Origin of the sequence: Chitinophaga horti, from assembly GCF_022867795.2 — a bacterium.
Taxonomy (GTDB): domain Bacteria; phylum Bacteroidota; class Bacteroidia; order Chitinophagales; family Chitinophagaceae; genus Chitinophaga; species Chitinophaga horti.
Genome location: NZ_CP107006.1, coordinates 1440430 through 1460731 on the forward strand (window position 1 = coordinate 1440430; position 20302 = coordinate 1460731).

General features: G+C 53.3%; 2 protein-coding genes. Both read left to right on the forward strand.

The window, feature by feature from the left end; translation table 11 throughout:
- Window positions 1–175: 175 nt before the first annotated feature.
- Window positions 176–1180 (forward strand): hypothetical protein, encoded by a 1005-nt coding sequence (locus tag MKQ68_RS05970; protein ID WP_264282505.1) that lies wholly within the window; start codon window positions 176–178, stop codon window positions 1178–1180.
- Window positions 1111–20301 (forward strand): Ig-like domain-containing protein, encoded by a 19191-nt coding sequence (locus tag MKQ68_RS05975; protein WP_264282506.1) that lies wholly within the window; start codon window positions 1111–1113, stop codon window positions 20299–20301. Before MKQ68_RS05970 ends, MKQ68_RS05975 begins: the two co-directional genes overlap by 70 nt.
- The last annotated feature ends 1 nt before the right edge of the window (window position 20302 follow it).

Sequence of the window (20302 nt, forward strand, 5' to 3'; positions counted from 1 at the left end):
AAATCTTTCTATCGTCTTGCCTTAACCGGTAAGGCGTTAGCCCCAGCTATGGTTTCAAAATCGCCATAGCGCTCATTAACCTGTAAAGAACACATAGTATATCACCATATTCCTGTAAACGATGACTCAATTTTACAAGCAATGTAAATTGAATGGATTTTTATTGCCCGGATTTTTGTTACTGTTGTTTGTTTTTAACCCTTTTAAACAAACGCTCGCAGAGGGTAGTAAGGAAATGAACGCCAATGGCGGCAGCCGGGCATTTATGTATAGCACCACGGTGCCCAACGCTACCAATATCTATCCTACACTTGGTACGGTAAAGGTATTTGTACGCCCCGGCGAAACGATTCACGTGGGTTCCAGTGCGCAGGGGATAGGCGGAGGATACATCGTACTTCGTGCACCTAACGGCACAACATATTCAACGCAAAACTATGGCGCTACGGGAAGAATAACGAACCGCTCACAGGAAGTGGCAGGGCCTTTTATTCTCTTGCTCAACCTCGGTGGTTACGCGTCGGCAACTTTCCCGGTAAGTAATACCCAGGGCGGTATCTGGGAAATCGACTTCCTGCCGCCTAACGCCAACAGTACTACGCAGCCGGCCGCTATCAGTGCATCCGGCAACTGGACGCAGCCTAACACCGCGTACATTGCGGCTTTCGACGTATCGGTAAGAAATACGGCTAACACAGGATGGGTTACCGGCCGTACTTACACTAATATTTTCACAGGTAGCCTTGGTAACTTTAACCAGCCTTTTAATGCGCTGTTCTATGCACTTACCCGCGACGGTTATCGTTACACGATCAATAACAACGGGCAAACCGGTTATGGCTTCTCCTTCTTCGTAAATAACAAGGGTGTACAAACCGCGGCAGGAGAGCCTTCGTACAAAAGCTTCAACGACCTTTCCGGCTTCAATATGCAGGATCCCCGCGAAGAGGATACGGAAACAGACTATACCGCTAAACTTTTCTTTAATGCGCCGGATGAAACAATGCCCACATCGGCCACCACGCGAACCGGCACCACCTGGCTGATTACGCAGCCGACCAGTCCCGTGGCGACCAACTATTCGTTCAGGGGGCGGAAGGTACGCAGAACGTGGCCGGTACAAACCCGACGGGCGGTTATATCGGGTTCTCGTCCAACGTTACCACCAACTATGCAGTAGATATCGATGTAAATAACAACGGGGTGTATTCCGACGCGGTAGACCGGCGACTTACCGGTACGGCGGTCGTCGGGGCCAATTCGGTGTTCTGGGATGGTTTGAATGGACAAGGTGTGAAAGTGACGACATCGGGAAGTACGACGGTCAACATGCGGGTGATATTATTCACGGGGGAGTTACACTTCCCCTTTATTGATGTGGAGAACAATGTAAACGGCATTGTTATCACCCGAACGAATGGCGGTAACCAGGGAAATATTGTGTATTGGGACGATACTAACATTACGTTTACAGGCACACCATCCAACCCGATTAAAACCACGATCGATGGTATCAGTAGCGCCACGAACGGCCATAGGTGGGGCTCCACGGCATACAGTTCATCCGACTTCGGTAATGAAGTTATTCTCGATACCTGGACGTACACCACCAGTGCACCGCTTACTTCTTCGGTAGCGATACAACTGCGCGAATCCGATCTTGAAACGGTGAGTGTAACGCCCAATGTGGCCGCATTGTGCGTGGGACAAACGGTTACTTACACTGTTACCATGCGCAACAACGGTCCCAGCGCGGTGACCGGTGCTACGGCACGAATGGTGTTTCCTGCTAACCTGACGGGATTAAGTTTTGGTACACCGGTTACGTCCGGTGCAACGGTCACGGCGTCCTCTACTACTGCCACGCAACTGAATGCGACCTTAAATATGAACAATGGTGGTACGGTAACGTTTACCATCACTGGTACCATATCCTCTTTACCTGCTGGCGGCAACCTCGCTGTAACGGCCAGTATTATGCGTCCTGCCGATTACACCGACCCGGATGCGACCAACCCTGACGCCGCTGCACCGACTGATCCGCAGTCGGAGTGTGACAGTGCGCCTTCGGGTGTAGGGTGTAACAATATCAAAATATCTACACTGGTCGTAAGCCCGGTGCCTACTACTTCGAACGCAGGAGCCGACCAGGCCTTATGTGCTGTTACGACCGCTACACTTGCGGGTAACACGCCTGCTGCCGGTACCGGCACCTGGACGCAGGTAAGCGGTCCGAATACGGCCACGATCACCACGCCTGGCGCCAGTAACACCACCGTTACCGGACTGGTAGCAGGTACCTATAATTTCCGCTGGACTATTGCCAGCGGTGTATGTACCGTGAGTGCCGACGATGTGGCGATTACCGTACTGCCGGCGCTGGCGAACAATACCGTTACAGCACCGGCGACCACCACCTTCTGTGCGTCGGGCGATCCGGCTGTGATTACAGGGTCTACGCCTACAGGTGGCACGGGTGTTTATGGTTACCAGTGGCAGAGCTCCACCGACAATGTAACGTTTACAAATATCAGCGGTGCTACAGGCACTTCCTATGACCCACCGGCGATTTCGGCCACCACTTATTTCCGCCGGCAGGTAACTTCCGGAGGCTGTAGTACGCCGTCCAGCAGCAACGTAATTATGATTACGGTGCAGGCGGCAATCTCCAATAACACCATCACCGCACCTGCAACCGCCGTATTCTGCGGCTCTGGTAATGCGGACGTTATCGCAGGAACTACCCCGTCAGGCGGCAATAATACATTTGCCTATCAGTGGCAGAGTAGTCTCGATAACAGCACCTGGAGTAATATCAGCGGTGCGATCGCGCAAACATATGATCCGCCGCCTGCTGCCGCAACGGTGTATTACAGGCGGCTGGTCACTTCCGGAGCCTGTACCACGGCCGGCATCAGTAACGTGGTCACCATTTCGGTGAATGCCGCGCTCACAGCCGGCACGGTGGCCGGGAATCAAACCTTCTGTGTGAGCGGTGATCCGGCTGCCTTTACACAATCGGCTGCTCCCAACGGTGGGAATAGTGTGTACACTTATCAATGGCAGATATCTACAACCAGCGCTACAAGCGGTTTCTCAAATATAACCGGGGCAACGGGCGCTACTTATGATGCGCCGTCTGTTTCAGCCACCACCTACTATCGCAGGGTGGTAAGTTCTGAAGGTTGTACGGATGCTGTTAGTAATACGATTACGGTAACGGTTACGCCGGCGCTGACGGCCGGTACGGTTGCAGCTTCGCAGGCATTTTGTGCCAGTGGTGATCCGGCCGTATTCACGCAAACGGCGGCACCTACGGGGGGCAACGGCGTTTATTCGTACCAGTGGCAAAGCTCAACAACGAGTGCTACTACTGGTTTTGCAGATATTACCGGTGCTACCTCCGCTACTTATGATGCGCCATCTATCTCTACGACCACTTACTATCGCCGCATCGTTCGTTCCGACGCCTGTGCGGATGCCATCAGTAACGTGCTGACGGTGACCATCAATCCGGCCATTGGAAATAATACCATATCGGCCAACCAGACGATTTGCGCAGGTAGTACTCCGGCAGCCCTCACCGGGTCTGTGCCGGCCGGCGGTAGTGGCAGCTTTACTTATCGCTGGGAGAGCAGCACAACAGGTAGCGCAAACTTTACGACGGCAGCTGGTACTGCCACCGCGCAGAACTACGCGCCAGGCGCGATTTCGCAGAATACGATCTTCAGAAGGATCGTAAGTTCCGGCGCCTGCGGCGAAGTAGCCAGCAATATCGTACAGATCAACGTTACGGCCGCACCAACAACGGCCAATGCCGGCGCGGACCAGGGACCTCTCAACGCTACGGCCGTTACACTGGCAGGCAATGCGCCTACAGTCGGTAACGGCACCTGGACGCAGGTATCAGGCCCCAATACCGCCAATATTCAAAATCCGACACAACCAGGTACCAGCGTAAGCGGACTGGTGGCGGGTAACTATGTATTCCGCTGGACGATCAGCAATGCACCTTGTACCGCCTCTTCCGATGATGTAACCATCACGGTGAACGCGGCGCCAGTAGCACAAAATGACGCCTCAACCACGAATGAAGATACACAGGTAACGATTAACGTAGCAGCGAACGACAGCGATGCAGACGGTACTTTGCAGGCTGGCAGCGTAGTCATCGTTACCCAACCTGCAAACGGTACCTTAACCGTGAATGCCAACAACACTGTGATCTATATTCCGGCTGCCAACTACAATGGCACTGATAACTTCAGCTACACCATTAAAGATAATCTTGGTACGGTATCGAATGTGGCTACCGTAACGCTTACGATCATACCTGTGAACGACGTACCTGTTGCAGGCGACGATAAGATCAACGCGCTGCAGGACCAGGTGTTGAACCTTCCGCCACCCGGACTGCTGGCCAACGACTTCGATGCGGATGGCGAGCAGTTGTCGGCCAGCGTGGTATCGTTCCCCGCCAATGGCACGCTGGTGATCAATTCCGATGGGTCACTTACCTACACACCAAGAGCGGGATATGTCGGGCAGGATGTGTTTTCCTATAAAGTATGCGACGCATCCAACACCTGCGATACCGGAACCGTTACCATCGATGTAGGTAATGTGAACGATGTGCCGGTAGCGAACGCCGACACATACACCGTGGCGGAAGATAATGTACTTACCGTGGCCGCAGCCGGGGTGCTCACCAACGATACCGATGCAGATGGCGATCAGCTGGCAGCGGCGCTGGTAACTGGTCCCACGAAAGGTACTTTAACACTAAACACGAATGGTTCCTTTGTATATACACCGAACGCCAATGCGAACGGTCCGGATAACTTTACCTACAACGCCTGCGATGCGAGCGGCGCCTGTTCCACCGCGACTGTCACCATCAATGTGACCGCCGTGAACGACAAGCCGCTGGCGATCGACGATGCCTACAATACCAATGAGGACGTGGCGCTCACGGTTCCAGCACCTGGTCTGCTCACCAATGATACCGATCCCGATAACGACCCGCTGACAGCCAACGTGATTGTGCAGCCGCTAAATGGCAGCGTAACGCTGAACGCGGCAGGCAATTTCGTCTACACGCCGAACGCCAACTACAATGGTATCGACAACTTTACTTATCGCATCTGCGACAATGGCACGCCACAATTATGCGACACAGGTGTGGTAACGATCACCGTATCTCCGGTGAATGATACTGTAATTGTAGCAGCCGATAATTACACCACTGCGGAGGATGTTCCGTTGAGCGTAGGCGCGCCCGGCGTGCTGTCAAACGACACCGATCCGGATGGAGATCCGCTTACGGCCACTGTGGTTACGCAGCCTGCCCGTGGCACACTGGCGTTCAATGCCAACGGTTCATTTATATATACACCGAATGCTAATTTCAACGGCAATGATAGCTATACCTATCGTGCCTGCGACGCTTCCGGCGCCTGCCGCGTGGCTACGGTCAATCTTATGGTGACTGCCGTAAACGACAAACCGCTGGCCGTGGACGATAGTTATACACTCAATGAGGATGTACCCCTGACGATCGGGATCCCGGGCATACTGGGTAATGATACTGATGCCGACGGCGACGCACTGAGCGCGGCAGTAGTGGCCGGTCCGGTAAACGGAACGCTGACACTGAATGCCAATGGCAGCTTCACCTACACGCCAAACGCTAACTTCAATGGCACCGACCAGTTCACTTACAGGTTATGCGATAACGGTACGCCGCAGCTATGCGATACCGGGCTTGTAACGTTTACCATTAACCCGGTGAACGACGTGCCGGTGGCAACGGACGACACCTATACTATTGCGGAAGATGGTGTGTTGACGGTAACTGCCCCGGGTGTGTTGGGTAATGACAGCGACGTGGATGGAAACACCTTAACGGCTGCCGTTTTAGTTGGGCCGCTGCATGGCACACTAACAATGAACAGTAATGGCGGCTTTGTATATACACCTGCCGCCAACTATAATGGTCCCGATTCGTACACCTATCGCGTTTGCGATAACAGCGGCGCCTGTGATACCGGCGCTGTCAGCATCACCGTGACCGCTGTGAATGACCGTCCAACAGCAGCAGCGGATGCTTACACCATTGCAGAAGACAATACGCTCAACGTAGCAACTCCGGGTGTGTTGTTCAACGACCGTGATGCAGATGGAGATGCGTTAACCGTAACCCTTGTATCTACCACACCGAATGGCACGCTCACGCTGAACGCAAACGGCAGCTTCAACTTTGTGCCGGCTGCAAATTTCAACGGCGTAACCAGCTTCCGTTACAGCGTATGTGACGGTGGCAACCTTTGCGATACGACAACCGCGACCATTACCGTTACTGCCGTCAACGACGCGCCGGTGGCGGGCAATGATACCTATACATTAACCGAAGATGTGCCTTTGTCCATAGCTGCGCCCGGCTTGTTAGCGAACGATACCGATGCGGATGGAGATGCGCTTACAGCTACCATTGCTACCAATCCGGTACATGGTACCGTAACTGTTAATAGTAACGGCAGCTTTGTTTATACACCGGCCGCCAACTACAATGGGGCCGACACCTTTACCTACCGCGTTTGTGATCCATCCGGCGCCTGTGTAACCGGCAGGGTAGCACTCACGGTGGCTGCGGCCAACGATGCGCCCGAAGCAGGCAATGATGCATACACCGTGCAGGAAGACGCGACCCTCACCATCAGCGGTACAGGTGTACTCTTTAACGATGTAGACCTGGATAATGACCCGCTCACCGCTGTGGTGGTACGTCAGCCAGCGCATGGTACACTTACCCTGAATGCCGCAGGTAATTTCACTTACACACCTGCGCCTAACTACAATGGCACCGATACCTTCACTTACCGGGCCTGTGATAACGGCACCCCGTCGCTGTGCGATACGGGCGTGGTGGTGATCACAGTCACACCCGTATCTGATCCGCCGGTAGCGGGCGATGACAATTATACTGTGGCCGAAGATCTGCCATTGACCATCGCCGCTCCCGGGCTGCTGGCCAACGATGTTGATCCTGACCAGGGGCAAACATTGAGCGCCAGCGTGTTTACGCCTCCGGTTAACGGCACCATCACTATTGATGCCAACGGCAGCTTTGTATACACGCCAAGAGCGAATTTCAACGGTATTGACCGGTTCGTGTACCGTGTATGCGATAACGGTGCGCCTTCACTTTGTGATACCGCTACCGTGACCATTACCGTTACGGCCGTAAACGATGCGCCGGTAACCGCCAGCGATAACTATTCGGTAGACGAAGATGCGGTGCTGACCGTTCCGGGACCAGGTGTGTTACTGAACGATGTGGAAGTGGATGGAGAGGCGATGACGGCGGCATTGCAGGTACAGGCGGCGCATGGTGTGGTGACCGTATCAGCCAATGGTGGGTTTATTTACACCCCTAACGCCGACTTTAATGGTATCGATAGCTTTACCTATCGTGCATGTGATCCTTCCAATAATTGTTCGCCCGGCGTGGTGCGCATCGTCGTAAACAATACAAATGATGCACCGGTAGCTGTGAACGATACGCTCAACGCAGTAGAAGACGTTCCGCTGACGATCGCCGCACCAGGTTTGTTAGGCAACGATACCGACCGGGATGGAGATGTGCTGATAGCCAGCATTAATACCCAGCCGGTAAAAGGCGCCGTGGTGCTGAACAACAATGGTAGCTTCACCTATACGCCCGATGCAGACGCCAATGGCGTGGATACGTTCCGGTACAATGTATGTGATCCCGGCGGAGCCTGCGCCATCGGGCTGGTCGTGATTAATATCACACCGGTGAACGATACGGTTCAGGCCAGGGACGATGAATACAATACCCCGGAAGATGTGCCGCTGAATGTGGCAGCACCGGGCGTACTGAGCAACGATGTAGACCGGGAAAATGATCCGCTGACGGTTTCCCTCATCGGTAGCATTCCTGCTACGAAGGGTACGCTGGTGCTTAATCCTGATGGGTCGTTCCAGTTTACACCGACGACGGATACTACCGGTACAATTACCATTCGTTATAGCGTTTGCGAGGCCAACGGGGCCTGCGATACGGCGACCATCATCATCAATGTAGGGGAAACCAATGATCCGCCGGTAGCAGTAGATGATAACAGGCCAGAGTACGCAATAGGAGAGGATAGCACTTTAACGATCCCTGCCGCTATTGGCGTACTGGCCAATGATACCGATCCGGATAATACCACGCTTTCTGCAACTATAGCAACGCCGCCGGCGAATGGTACGCTTACGCTGAACGCAGACGGATCATTCGTATACATTCCAAATCTCAACTTCAACGGCACTGACCAGTTTACGTATAATGTATGTGATGCCAACAACGCCTGCGATGCGGGTACGGTTACCATTACTGTAAGGCCGGTGAATGATGCGCCGGTAGCTGCTTCTGATAGTGTTACCACTGCAGAGGATACGCCTGTAAGCGGACAGATTACCGCTGCATTGGACGTCGATAACGATGCGGTTACTTACACGACCCTGGTATCGCCGGCCTTTGGTGCGTTTACCATCAATGCCACAGGTGGTTACACGTATACACCTAACGCCGACTTCAGCGGATCCGACCAGTTGGTATACATCGTGTGCGATAATGGAAACCCGTCGCTTTGCGACACCGGCAGGCTGAATATTACCGTCACGCCGGTGAACGACATTCCTGTTGCAAACAACGACTTATACACGGTTAACGAAGACAATACGCTTACCGTAGCCTCTACGGGCGGCGTGCTGAATAATGATTTCGACCGGGATGCAGAGCCCATGGTGGCATCGCTCGACGTGCCACCTGCGCGTGGACAGGTAACGCTGGACAGAAACGGTGGTTTTGTATACACCCCGCAATTGAATTTTAATGGTCTGGATAGCTTCACCTACCGCGCCTGCGACGTAAGTAACGCCTGCGGTGTAGCGAAAGCGTACATCAACGTATTGCCGGTTAACGATGCGCCGGTAGCTGTTGCAGATACGTTCTATCGTGCAGAAGATACGACGATCACCTTCCCGCCAAGCGTGGTGTTGATCAACGATATTGATGTAGATGGGGATGTGCTTTCAGGCTACCCGATCGGTTCCCTGAGCAACGGCACCTTCGTATCAAACCCTGATGGTACGTACACATATACGCCGGCGCCGAATTTCAACGGCATCGATTACATTGACTATGTGGTATGCGATAACGGTAACCCATCGCTCTGCGACACCGGCAATATCGTACTCATCATCGTGCCGAGGAACGACCCACCCGTTGCATTGGGCGACACTTACACGCTGGCAGAAGATGGCTTCCTGGAAGTGGATGCGGCTAACGGCGTACTTGCCAACGATACCGATCCGGACGGAGAGGCGCTGGCGTCTGTGCTGGTAACTACTGCCAACGGTACAGTATTACTGAATACCAACGGCTCATTCTCTTACAGGCCTAATCCTAACTTTAATGGTGTAGATACGTTTGTATACCGTGCCTGTGATATATCTGACGCCTGCGACACGGCTGTAGTGAGGATCACGGTAACGCCCGTGAACGACCGGCCGGTTGCTGTAGATGACGTATTCACCCGTTCAGAAGATACGGTGATCACTTTCGGTCCGGGCGTGGTGCTGGCTAATGATTTTGATCCGGATGGAGATGTATTGACGGGCACGCCGCTGGGTCAGCTTACAAAAGGCACCTTCACCACCAATCCTGACGGCACATACACGTACACACCGGCGCGGAACTTTAACGGCACCGATAGTATTTACTACGTCGTGTGCGATCCTGCAGGACTGTGCGATACTGGCCTGATCAGGTTAATTATCACCCCGGTGAACGACGCGCCTGTCGCCAGCCCGATCTATTATTCAGTAACAGAAGATCAGCCGCTGACCGAACCTGCGCCGGGTATTATCGGAGACGACAAAGATCCCGATGGCGAAGACATTGTGGCCGGACTGGTAGCCGGTCCGATCCATGGCACGCTCACCCTCAATGCGGATGGAAGCTTTAGCTATGTGCCTGACCGGGACTTTAATGGCAGGGATAGCGTGATTTTCTCGCTTTGTGACATACAGGCTGCGTGCGATACCGCCATCGCTTACTTTGATGTGCTGCCGGTGAATGATCCGCCGGTGGTTGCTGGTATTACCTTCAACGCAACGGAAGATACACCGCTCACAGTGGCAGCTCCTGGTGTACTTGGTAATAGTTCAGACCCTGATGGTGATCCGCTGACGGCCACCCTCATAGACGGTCCGCAATCGGGCACACTGGTATTGAATCCAGACGGAAGCTTCACTTATACTCCGAATGCGAATTATAATGGACAGGATGCGTTTACGGTTAACATTTGCGACAATGGCACGCCACAATCCTGCGGACAAATCACTGTTGTACTCAATATTGCCGCCGTGGACGATGTGCCTGTTGCGGTGAGCGATTCACTCACTATCGCTGAGGACAACGTACTGAACGTACCTGCTCCGGGCATTCTGGCAAACGATATTAACCGCGACGATGATCCGGTTACGGCAAGCATTGTAACCACCACTACCCGCGGGCAGTTGTCGCTGGACGGAGGTGGCAACCTGCAGTACACACCTGCCCTGAACTTCAATGGTCTCGACAGCGCCGTGTACCAGCTGTGTAAAGCCAACGGCCTTTGCGATACCGCGAAGATATACATCACCGTAACAGCCGTAAACGATGCGCCAATCGCCGTAAATGACCTCTTTGTGCGGGCTGAGGATACCGTGATCACCTTCCCGCCGAGCGTGGCGCTGATCAACGATATCGATCCCGACGGCGATGTACTTAACGGCAGACCGATTGGCAGTCTCACCAAAGGTAGCTTTACCGCTAATCCTGACGGCACCTACACCTACCGTCCGCTGCCGAACTTCAATGGAGTAGACAGCATCCAGTACGAAGTATGCGATCCGGGTGGCCTTTGCGATACCGGCCTTATCCGCCTGATCATCGAACCGAGGAACGACGCGCCGGTAGCGGGAGATGATAATTACAGTACGAATGAAGACATAGCCCTTAGTGTGCCTGCTCCGGGTGTACTGGCCAATGACGTGGATGTGGATGAAAATGACGCACTGAACGTCACCATTCTCCGTAACCCATCGCACGGCACCCTGCGTGTAAATAGCGATAACTCCTTCCTGTATACCCCTGCGCCCAATTACTTTGGCGTGGATACCTTCTGGTACGTGGTATACGACGCTGCTGGTTTGCGCGATACCGGTACCGTGCTCATTACCGTTAATACCGTAAACGACGCGCCAGTCGCAGTAGATAACGTATACACCCTCGACGAGCGCAGTTCCGTGTCCGACAACATTCTCGCCAACGATAGCGATCCCGATAATGATCCGTTGACTGCGAGTGTGGTGACTGGTCCGGCCAATGGTGTGTTCACCCTTAACCCGAACGGCACCTTTACTTATACGCCGAACGTACCATTCATTGGTATCGACCAGGTCGTATACGCCGTTTGTGATACCGGCAATCTCTGCGATACCGCTATCGTCACCTTCAACGTTCAAAACGTTAATGACAAGCCCCTGGCTGTAGACGATAATGTGACGGCCCGCGAAGACAGCCTGGTGACCGGCAACGTCCTCACCAACGACTCCGATCCTGATGGCGACGCACTAACCGCCACCCTGGTAACAGCGCCCGTAAATGGAGCCGTAGTGTTGAATGCCGATGGCAGCTTCACCTACACCCCGAACGCGAACTACAACGGTCCGGATAGCCTCGTGTACCGCATTTGCGACAATGGAGGCCCCGTATTGTGCGACACCGCGGTAGTGCGCTTTACTGTAGTTAATGTAAACGATAAACCAGTAGCCATAGATGATACGCTGACCGTTACAGAAGATACCCCTGCAACCGGCAACGTACTGACGAATGATACTGATCTGGATGGTGATGCATTGACTGCATCTTTAGTGACCGCGCCGGTAAATGGGTCGGTCGTGCTTAATGCTGACGGCAGCTTTACTTATACGCCGAATGCTAATTACAATGGTTTGGATAGCTTGGTATATGCGGTTTGTGATAACGGCACGCCGGTAATCTGCGATACGGCGGTGGTGCGGTTTACGGTGACTGCTGTGAATGACAAACCATCGGCTGTGGACGATGCGGTTACTGTTGTTGAGGATACTCCTGCGACGGGTAATGTGTTGACGAATGATGCTGATCTTGATGGGGATGGGTTGAGTGCATCTTTGGTGACTGCGCCGGTGAATGGATCGGTTGTGCTGAATGCTAACGGTAGCTTCACGTATACACCGAATGCGAATTATAATGGATTGGATAGCCTGGTGTATGCGGTCTGTGATAACGGAACGCCGGTGATCTGCGATACGGCTATTGTGCGGTTTACGGTGACTGCTGTGAACGACAAGCCGCTGGCCGTAGACGATGCGGTTACTGTTGTTGAGGATACTCCTGCAACGGGTAATGTGTTGACGAATGATGCTGATCCTGATGGGGATGCGTTGACGGCTTCTTTGGTGACTGCACCGGCTAATGGATCGGTTGTGCTGAATGCTGACGGTAGCTTCACGTATACACCGAATGCGAATTATAATGGATTGGATAGCCTGGTGTATGCGGTCTGTGATAACGGAACGCCGGTGATCTGCGATACGGCGATTGTGCGGTTTACGATGACTGCTGTGAACGACAAGCCGCTGGCCGTAGACGATGCGGTTACTGTCGTTGAGGATACTCCTGCAACGGGTAATGTGTTGACGAATGATGCTGATCCTGATGGGGATGCGTTGACGGCTTCTTTGGTGACTGCACCGGTGAATGGTAGCGTGGTACTGAATGCTGACGGCAGCTTTACGTATATACCGAATGCGAATTATAACGGAGCTGACAGTCTTGTATATGCCGTTTGCGATAATGGTACGCCTGTGATCTGTGATACGGCGGTGGTGCGGTTTACAGTAACCGCTGTAAACGACAAGCCGTTGGCTGTGGACGATGCGGTGACTGTGGTAGAGGATACCCCAGCCACTGGCAATGTGCTGACGAACGACTCTGATCTGGATGGTGATGCATTGACTGCGTCTTTAGTGACCGCGCCGGTTAACGGGTCGGTGGTGCTTAATGCTGACGGCAGCTTTACTTATACGCCGAACGCGAATTATAACGGAGCTGACAGTCTTGTATACGCCGTTTGCGACAATGGTACGCCAGTGATCTGTGATACGGCGGTGGTGCGGTTCACGGTAACGGCTGTAAACGACAAGCCATCGGCTGTGGACGATGCGGTTACTGTTGTTGAGGATACTCCTGCGACGGGTAATGTGTTGACGAATGATGCTGATCTTGATGGGGATGCATTGACGGCTTCTTTGGTGACTGCACCGGCTAATGGATCGGTTGTGCTGAATGCCGACGGCAGCTTCACGTACACACCGAACGCTAACTACAATGGAGCCGACAGCCTGGTATACGCGGTTTGCGACAACGGAACACCGGTAATCTGCGACACTGCGATAGTGCGCTTCACCGTAACAGCCGTAAACGACAAGCCGCTGGCCGTAGACGATGCTGTAACGGTAGTAGAGGATACTCCAACCACAGGCAATGTGTTAACGAATGACTCCGACATAGACGGAAACACCCTCACCGCAACACTGGTGACACCACCGGTAAACGGCACTGTCGTTCTGAACGCTGACGGCAGCTTCACGTACACACCGAACGCTAACTACAATGGAGCCGACAGCCTGGTATACGCGGTTTGCGACAACGGAACACCGGTAATCTGCGACACTGCGATAGTGCGCTTCACCGTAACAGCCGTAAACGACAAGCCGCTGGCCGTAGACGATGCTGTAACGGTAGTAGAGGATACTCCAACCACAGGCAATGTGTTAACGAATGACTCCGACATAGACGGAAACACCCTCACCGCAACACTGGTGACACCACCAGTGAACGGCACTGTCGTTCTGAACGCTGACGGCAGCTTCACGTACACACCAAACGCAAACTACAACGGAGCCGACAGCCTGGTATACGCCGTTTGCGACAACGGTACGCCGGTGATCTGCGACACTGCGATAGTGCGCTTCACCGTAACAGCTGTAAACGACAAGCCGCTGGCCGTAGACGATGCCGTAACGGTAGTAGAGGATACTCCAACGACAGGCAACGTGTTAACGAACGACTCCGACATAGACGGAAACACCCTCACCGCAACACTGGTGACACCACCAGTGAACGGCAGTGTAGTTCTGAATGCCGACGGCAGCTTCACGTACACACCAAACGCGAACTACAATGGAGCCGACAGCCTGGTGTACGCCGTTTGCGACAATGGAACGCCGGTAATCTGCGACACTGCGATAGTGCGCTTCACCGTAACAGCCGTAAACGACAAACCGCTGGCCGTAGACGATGCTGTAACGGTAGTAGAGGATACTCCAACCACAGGCAACGTTTTAACGAACGACTCCGACATTGACGGAAACACCCTCACCGCAACACTGGTAACACCACCGGTGAATGGCACTGTCGTACTGAACGCTGACGGTAGCTTCACGTACACACCGAACGCTAACTACAACGGAGCCGACAGCCTGGTATACGCGGTTTGCGACAACGGAACACCGGTAATCTGCGACACTGCGATAGTGCGCTTCACCGTAACAGCCGTAAACGACAAACCGCTGGCCGTAGACGATGCTGTAACGGTAGTAGAGGATACTCCAACCACAGGCAACGTTTTAACGAACGACTCCGACATTGACGGAAACACCCTCACCGCAACACTGGTAACACCACCGGTGAATGGCACTGTCGTACTGAACGCTGACGGTAGCTTCACGTACACACCGAACGCTAACTACAACGGAGCCGACAGCCTGGTATACGCGGTTTGCGACAACGGAACACCGGTAATCTGCGACACTGCGATAGTGCGCTTCACCGTAACAGCCGTAAACGACAAGCCGCTGGCCTTAGACGATGCTGTAACGGTAGTAGAGGATACTCCAACCACAGGCAATGTGTTAACGAATGACTCCGACATAGACGGAAACAACCTCACCGCAACACTGGTGACACCACCGGTGAACGGCACTGTCGTACTGAATGCTGACGGCAGCTTCACGTACACACCAAACGCGAACTACAACGGAGCCGACAGCCTGGTATACGCAGTTTGCGACAACGGAACGCCGGTGATCTGCGACACTGCGATTGTACGCTTCACTGTAACGGCTGTGAACGACAAGCCACTGGCCGTAGATGATACGGTGTTGGTGACGGAAGATGTGCTGGCATCTGGAAATGTGCTGACTAACGATACGGACGTAGAAGGCGGTACGCTGACGGCCACGTTGATCAATGGTGGCGCAAACGGAACGATTGGATTTAACCCGGATGGCAGCTTTACTTATTTGCCGAACGCAAACTATAACGGCCCGGATAGCCTGGTATACCTGGTATGCGACAACGGTACGCCATCGCAGTGTGACACAGGCATTGTACGCTTTATCGTAAGTGCAGTGAATGACGCACCGGTTGCAGTGGCGGATACGATTACAGTAACAGAGGATATGCCGGCTACAGGCAATGTGCTGGCCAATGATATCGATGTGGAAGGAGGCACGCTTACGGCTACTTTGGTGACAGCGCCCGTTAATGGTACGGTGGTGTTGAACGGCGATGGTAGCTTCACTTATACGCCAAATGCAAACTATAATGGTGCAGATAGCCTGGTGTACAGTGTTTGTGACAATGGTACGCCGGTGCAGTGTGCTACAGGTGTAGTGCGCTTCTTCGTAGCGGCTGTAAACGATAAACCAGTCGCAGTGAATGATACGGTGCTGGTGACAGAAGATGTACTGGCATCCGGTAATGTGCTGACTAATGATACGGACGTAGAGGGCGGTACGCTCACGGCTACGCTGATCAATGGCGGGGCGCACGGTACGATAGGATTTAATCCTGACGGCAGCTTTACTTATCTGCCAAATGCAAATTATAACGGCCCGGATAGCCTGGTGTACCTGGTTTGTGACAATGGTACGCCATCTCAGTGTGATACAGGCATCGTGCGGTTTATCGTAGGTGCGGTAGATGATGCGCCAATCGCGGTGGCTGATACGATCAATGTAACGGAAGATCAGCCGGCGACTGGTAATGTGCTGGCGAACGACATCGATCCGGACGGCGGACCGCTGAACGCAACGGTGGTGACCAATCCTGCGCATGGTACGCTGGTGCTTAACCCGAATGGAACGTTTACTTATACGCCTGCGTTGAATTACAATGGGGTAGATAGTTTCAGATATCTTGTTTGCGACAACTCAACGCCTGCATTGTGCGATACGGGTGTGGTCCGCTTCTCCTTTACTGCCGTGCCGGATGCGCCGGTGGCAGTGAGGGATACCGTGGCTGTAACAGAAGATCAGCCGGCGAATGCGAATGTGTTGACGAACGATTACGATCCTGATGGGGATGTGATCTCATCTACTATTATTACCGGTCCGAAACATGGTACGGCGACGCTGAGCCTTACAGGCAACCTGGTATATACGCCTGCGGCGGACTTCAACGGTATAGACAGTATTACTTATGAGATTTGTGATCCTACCAGCCGTTGTAGCCGTGCAGTAGTAATATTCGATGTGGAGGCAGATAATGATGCACCGGTAGCACAGGATGATACGGTGACGACAACGGAAGATGTGCCGGTGACAGGCAATGTACTTACGAATGATACGGATCCTGAAGGAAATACGTTAACGGCTTCGCTGGTACTTGCACCGGAGAGCGGTACGGTGGTATTGAATGCCGATGGCAGCTTTACTTATACGTCTGCTGCAGACTTCTTCGGTACAGATAGCCTTGTATACCAGGTTTGTGATAATGGTACGCCATCGCTTTGCGATACGGCTGTGCTTAAGTTTACGGTAACTTCTGTAAATGATGCTCCTGTCGCATTGCCAGATACGTTATACTCGAACGGCGGTGCGATTGCTGGCAGTGTAGTCGATAATGATGTGGATCCTGAAGGAGATGATATGTCGACTTCAATGGTAACAGCACCGGTAAATGGTACGGTGGTACTGAATGCGGACGGTAGTATTGTTTACACGCCGAATCCTGGCTTCCAGGGCCGCGACAGCCTGCTGTATGCGGTGTGTGATAATGGTTCGCCAAGTGCCTGCGATACGGCGAAGGTGATGGTATTTGTGGCGAACCAGGCACCGGTTGCGGTGAATGATACGGTGCAGGTATTGGTGCCAGCTGCCGCGACGTTCAATGTGCTTACGAACGACAGCGATCCAAATGGTGACGCATTGACGGTAACGCTACTGAATGCGCCATCCAGCGGTACGCTGCAGTCTAACGGTAACGGCAGCTACACGTACACCGCAGATAATAGCTTTGTAGGAACGGTAACTATCACCTACCAGGTGTGCGACAATGCCACGCCTGCAGCCTGTGATACGGCGACGATCTTCCTGGTAGTGGTAAACCAGCGGCCGGTGGCGAATGACGATACGTTACGTACGGTCGGCTCACAGATGGTAACGGGTAACTTGCTCACGAACGATACGGACGCAAATGGTAATTCGATCCTGAACGCCACGGTAGTGAAACAACCAACCAATGGTCAGATCGTGATCAACGGTCTGGGTAGCGCCACCTATATGCCGAACGCCGGTTTTGCAGGAATTGATACGGCGATCTACGCAGTGTGCGACAATGGAACGCCGGCGCTTTGTGATACTGCATACGTATTCATCATCGTAGGACAAGGTAACAGATCGCCCATCGCGATGGATGATGCAGTCAATGTAAATAACCTGCAACCGGCCAATGCGAATGTGCTGGCGAATGACAACGATCCGGATGGCAACAACCTCACGGCTTCACTGGTAACGGCACCTGTGAATGGTACGGTGGTATTGAATGCAGATGGCAGTCTTACTTATACCGCCAACGCTGGCTTCACCGGAACGGATGTACTCGTGTACCAGGTATGCGACAATGGCACACCTTCATTCTGCGATACGGCCAGCGTGACCTTCACGGTGGTAAGCGGTAACCGTGCACCGGTTGCGATGAGGGATACCATCGGCGTAAACAACCTACAGCCTGCTACTGGTAACGTACTGAACAACGATACGGATCCGGATGGTAATAACCTCACCGCGTCGCTGGTAACGGCTCCGTTAAATGGTACGGTAGTACTGAACGCAAACGGCAGCCTTACTTACACTGCGAACGCAAACTTCACAGGTACAGACACACTTGTGTACCAGGTATGTGACAATGGTACGCCATCGCTCTGCGATACCGCTAGTGTGACCTTCACAGTAGTTCAGGGTAACCGGGCACCGATCGCAAACAACGATACGATGAATGTAAACAACCTCGTTCCGGCTACGGGCAACGTGTTAACGAACGACAGCGATCCGGATGGAGGTACATTAACGCCGTCTGTCGTAACCGCACCTGCAAACGGTACACTGGTATTAAATAACGACGGCACGTTCACCTACACTGCGAATGCAGGTTACACCGGCAACGATTTCGCAGACTACAGGGTTTGCGACAACGGTACGCCGCAACGCTGCGATACAGCCAGGATGGTGTTCAGGGTGATACAGGGTAACCTGCCGCCTGAAGCCAATAATGATACGGTACGGACGAACAACCTGACGCCGGCTACGGGCAATGTTTTAACGAACGACAGGGACCCTGAGAATAGTACGATGACTGTCACCATATTGACCGCACCAGCTAATGGCAGCGTGACGCTCAATAGCGATGGTAGCTTCACTTACATACCAGCCACGGGCTTCACCGGTACCGAGTTTATGGACTACCGCGTGTGTGATGCCGGCGTTCCGCAACGTTGCGATACGGCCAGGGTAGTGTTTGTGGTTGGCCAGGGTAACCGGGCTCCGTTAGCGGTGGATGATACGGCCCGCACAGTTAGTCCACAGCCGGTGACAGGCAACGCGCTTGCCAACGACAGCGATGCGGATGGTAATACGCTGACGGGCAGTCTCATTACACAACCTGCCAATGGTACGATCAACTTCAGTGCGAATGGAACGTTTACGTATACACCGAATACTGGTTTCGTAGGAACTGATGCGGTGGATTACAGGGTGTGTGACAACGGTACACCGCAACGTTGTGATACGGGCCGTATTACGTTCATCGTAGCGCCTAACCTGCCGCCAGTTGCTATAGACGATACGCTGCGGGTAACAGGGCCAACACCAGTGAATGGTAATGTACTCACCAACGACTCCGATCCGAACGGAAGGCCTGGGCTCACCAGCAGCCTGGTAACAGGACCGCGCAATGGTACGCTGGTAATCAATGCGAACGGTAGTGTGACTTACACTGCGGATGCCGGCTACTATGGCCTCGACAGCGCTACGTACAGGATCTGCGACAATGGCTCGCCGGCGCTTTGCGATGAAGGTAAGATCGTCTTTGTGATCTCCGACATCACCCGTGCGATGATAGGCGCTTCCAAAGCGGTATCTGAACCGATACTGCTGCCGGATGGTTCTTACCAGTTCACCTTCACGTTCGTCGTGCGAAACATGGGTAATACGGCATTAGGCAATATTTCACTGAATGATGACCTCACCAATGTGTTCCCGGCACCAATGGACGCGAGAGTCGTGGCAGTAACGGCGACAGGCAACCTGGTGGCAAACGCGCAGTACAACGGTCGCGGTAATATCAACCTACTGGCTGCTTCCAGCGCACTGGCACCTGGTGTGACGGATAGCGTGAAGCTGGATATGAAGGTGTTCCCGAATGGCCGCTTCGGTACGTTCAACAACCGTGCTACGGCCGGTGGTACCGCTTCAGGCGGGGCAACGGTAACGGACCTGACTACGGTAGGACTTAACCCGGATACCAACAACGACGGCATGCCGGATGAAAATGAGGTAACGCCGGTTGGTTTGCCAGAGATCAAGATCCGCATACCGGAAGGCTTCTCGCCGAACGGTGACGGTAAGAACGACTTCTTTGTACTGCAGGGTGTAGGCACCGACCGCATCGCGCTGGAAGTATATAACCGTTGGGGTAACGTAGTATACCGCAGCGATAGTTACCAGAACAACTGGAATGGTAAGTGTAACACGGGCATCCGCTATGGCGAAGATGTGCCGGACGGTACTTACTACTACATCGTCAGGAACCTGACTACGGGAGAAAAATTTGTTAGTTACATCACAATAATGCGTTAAT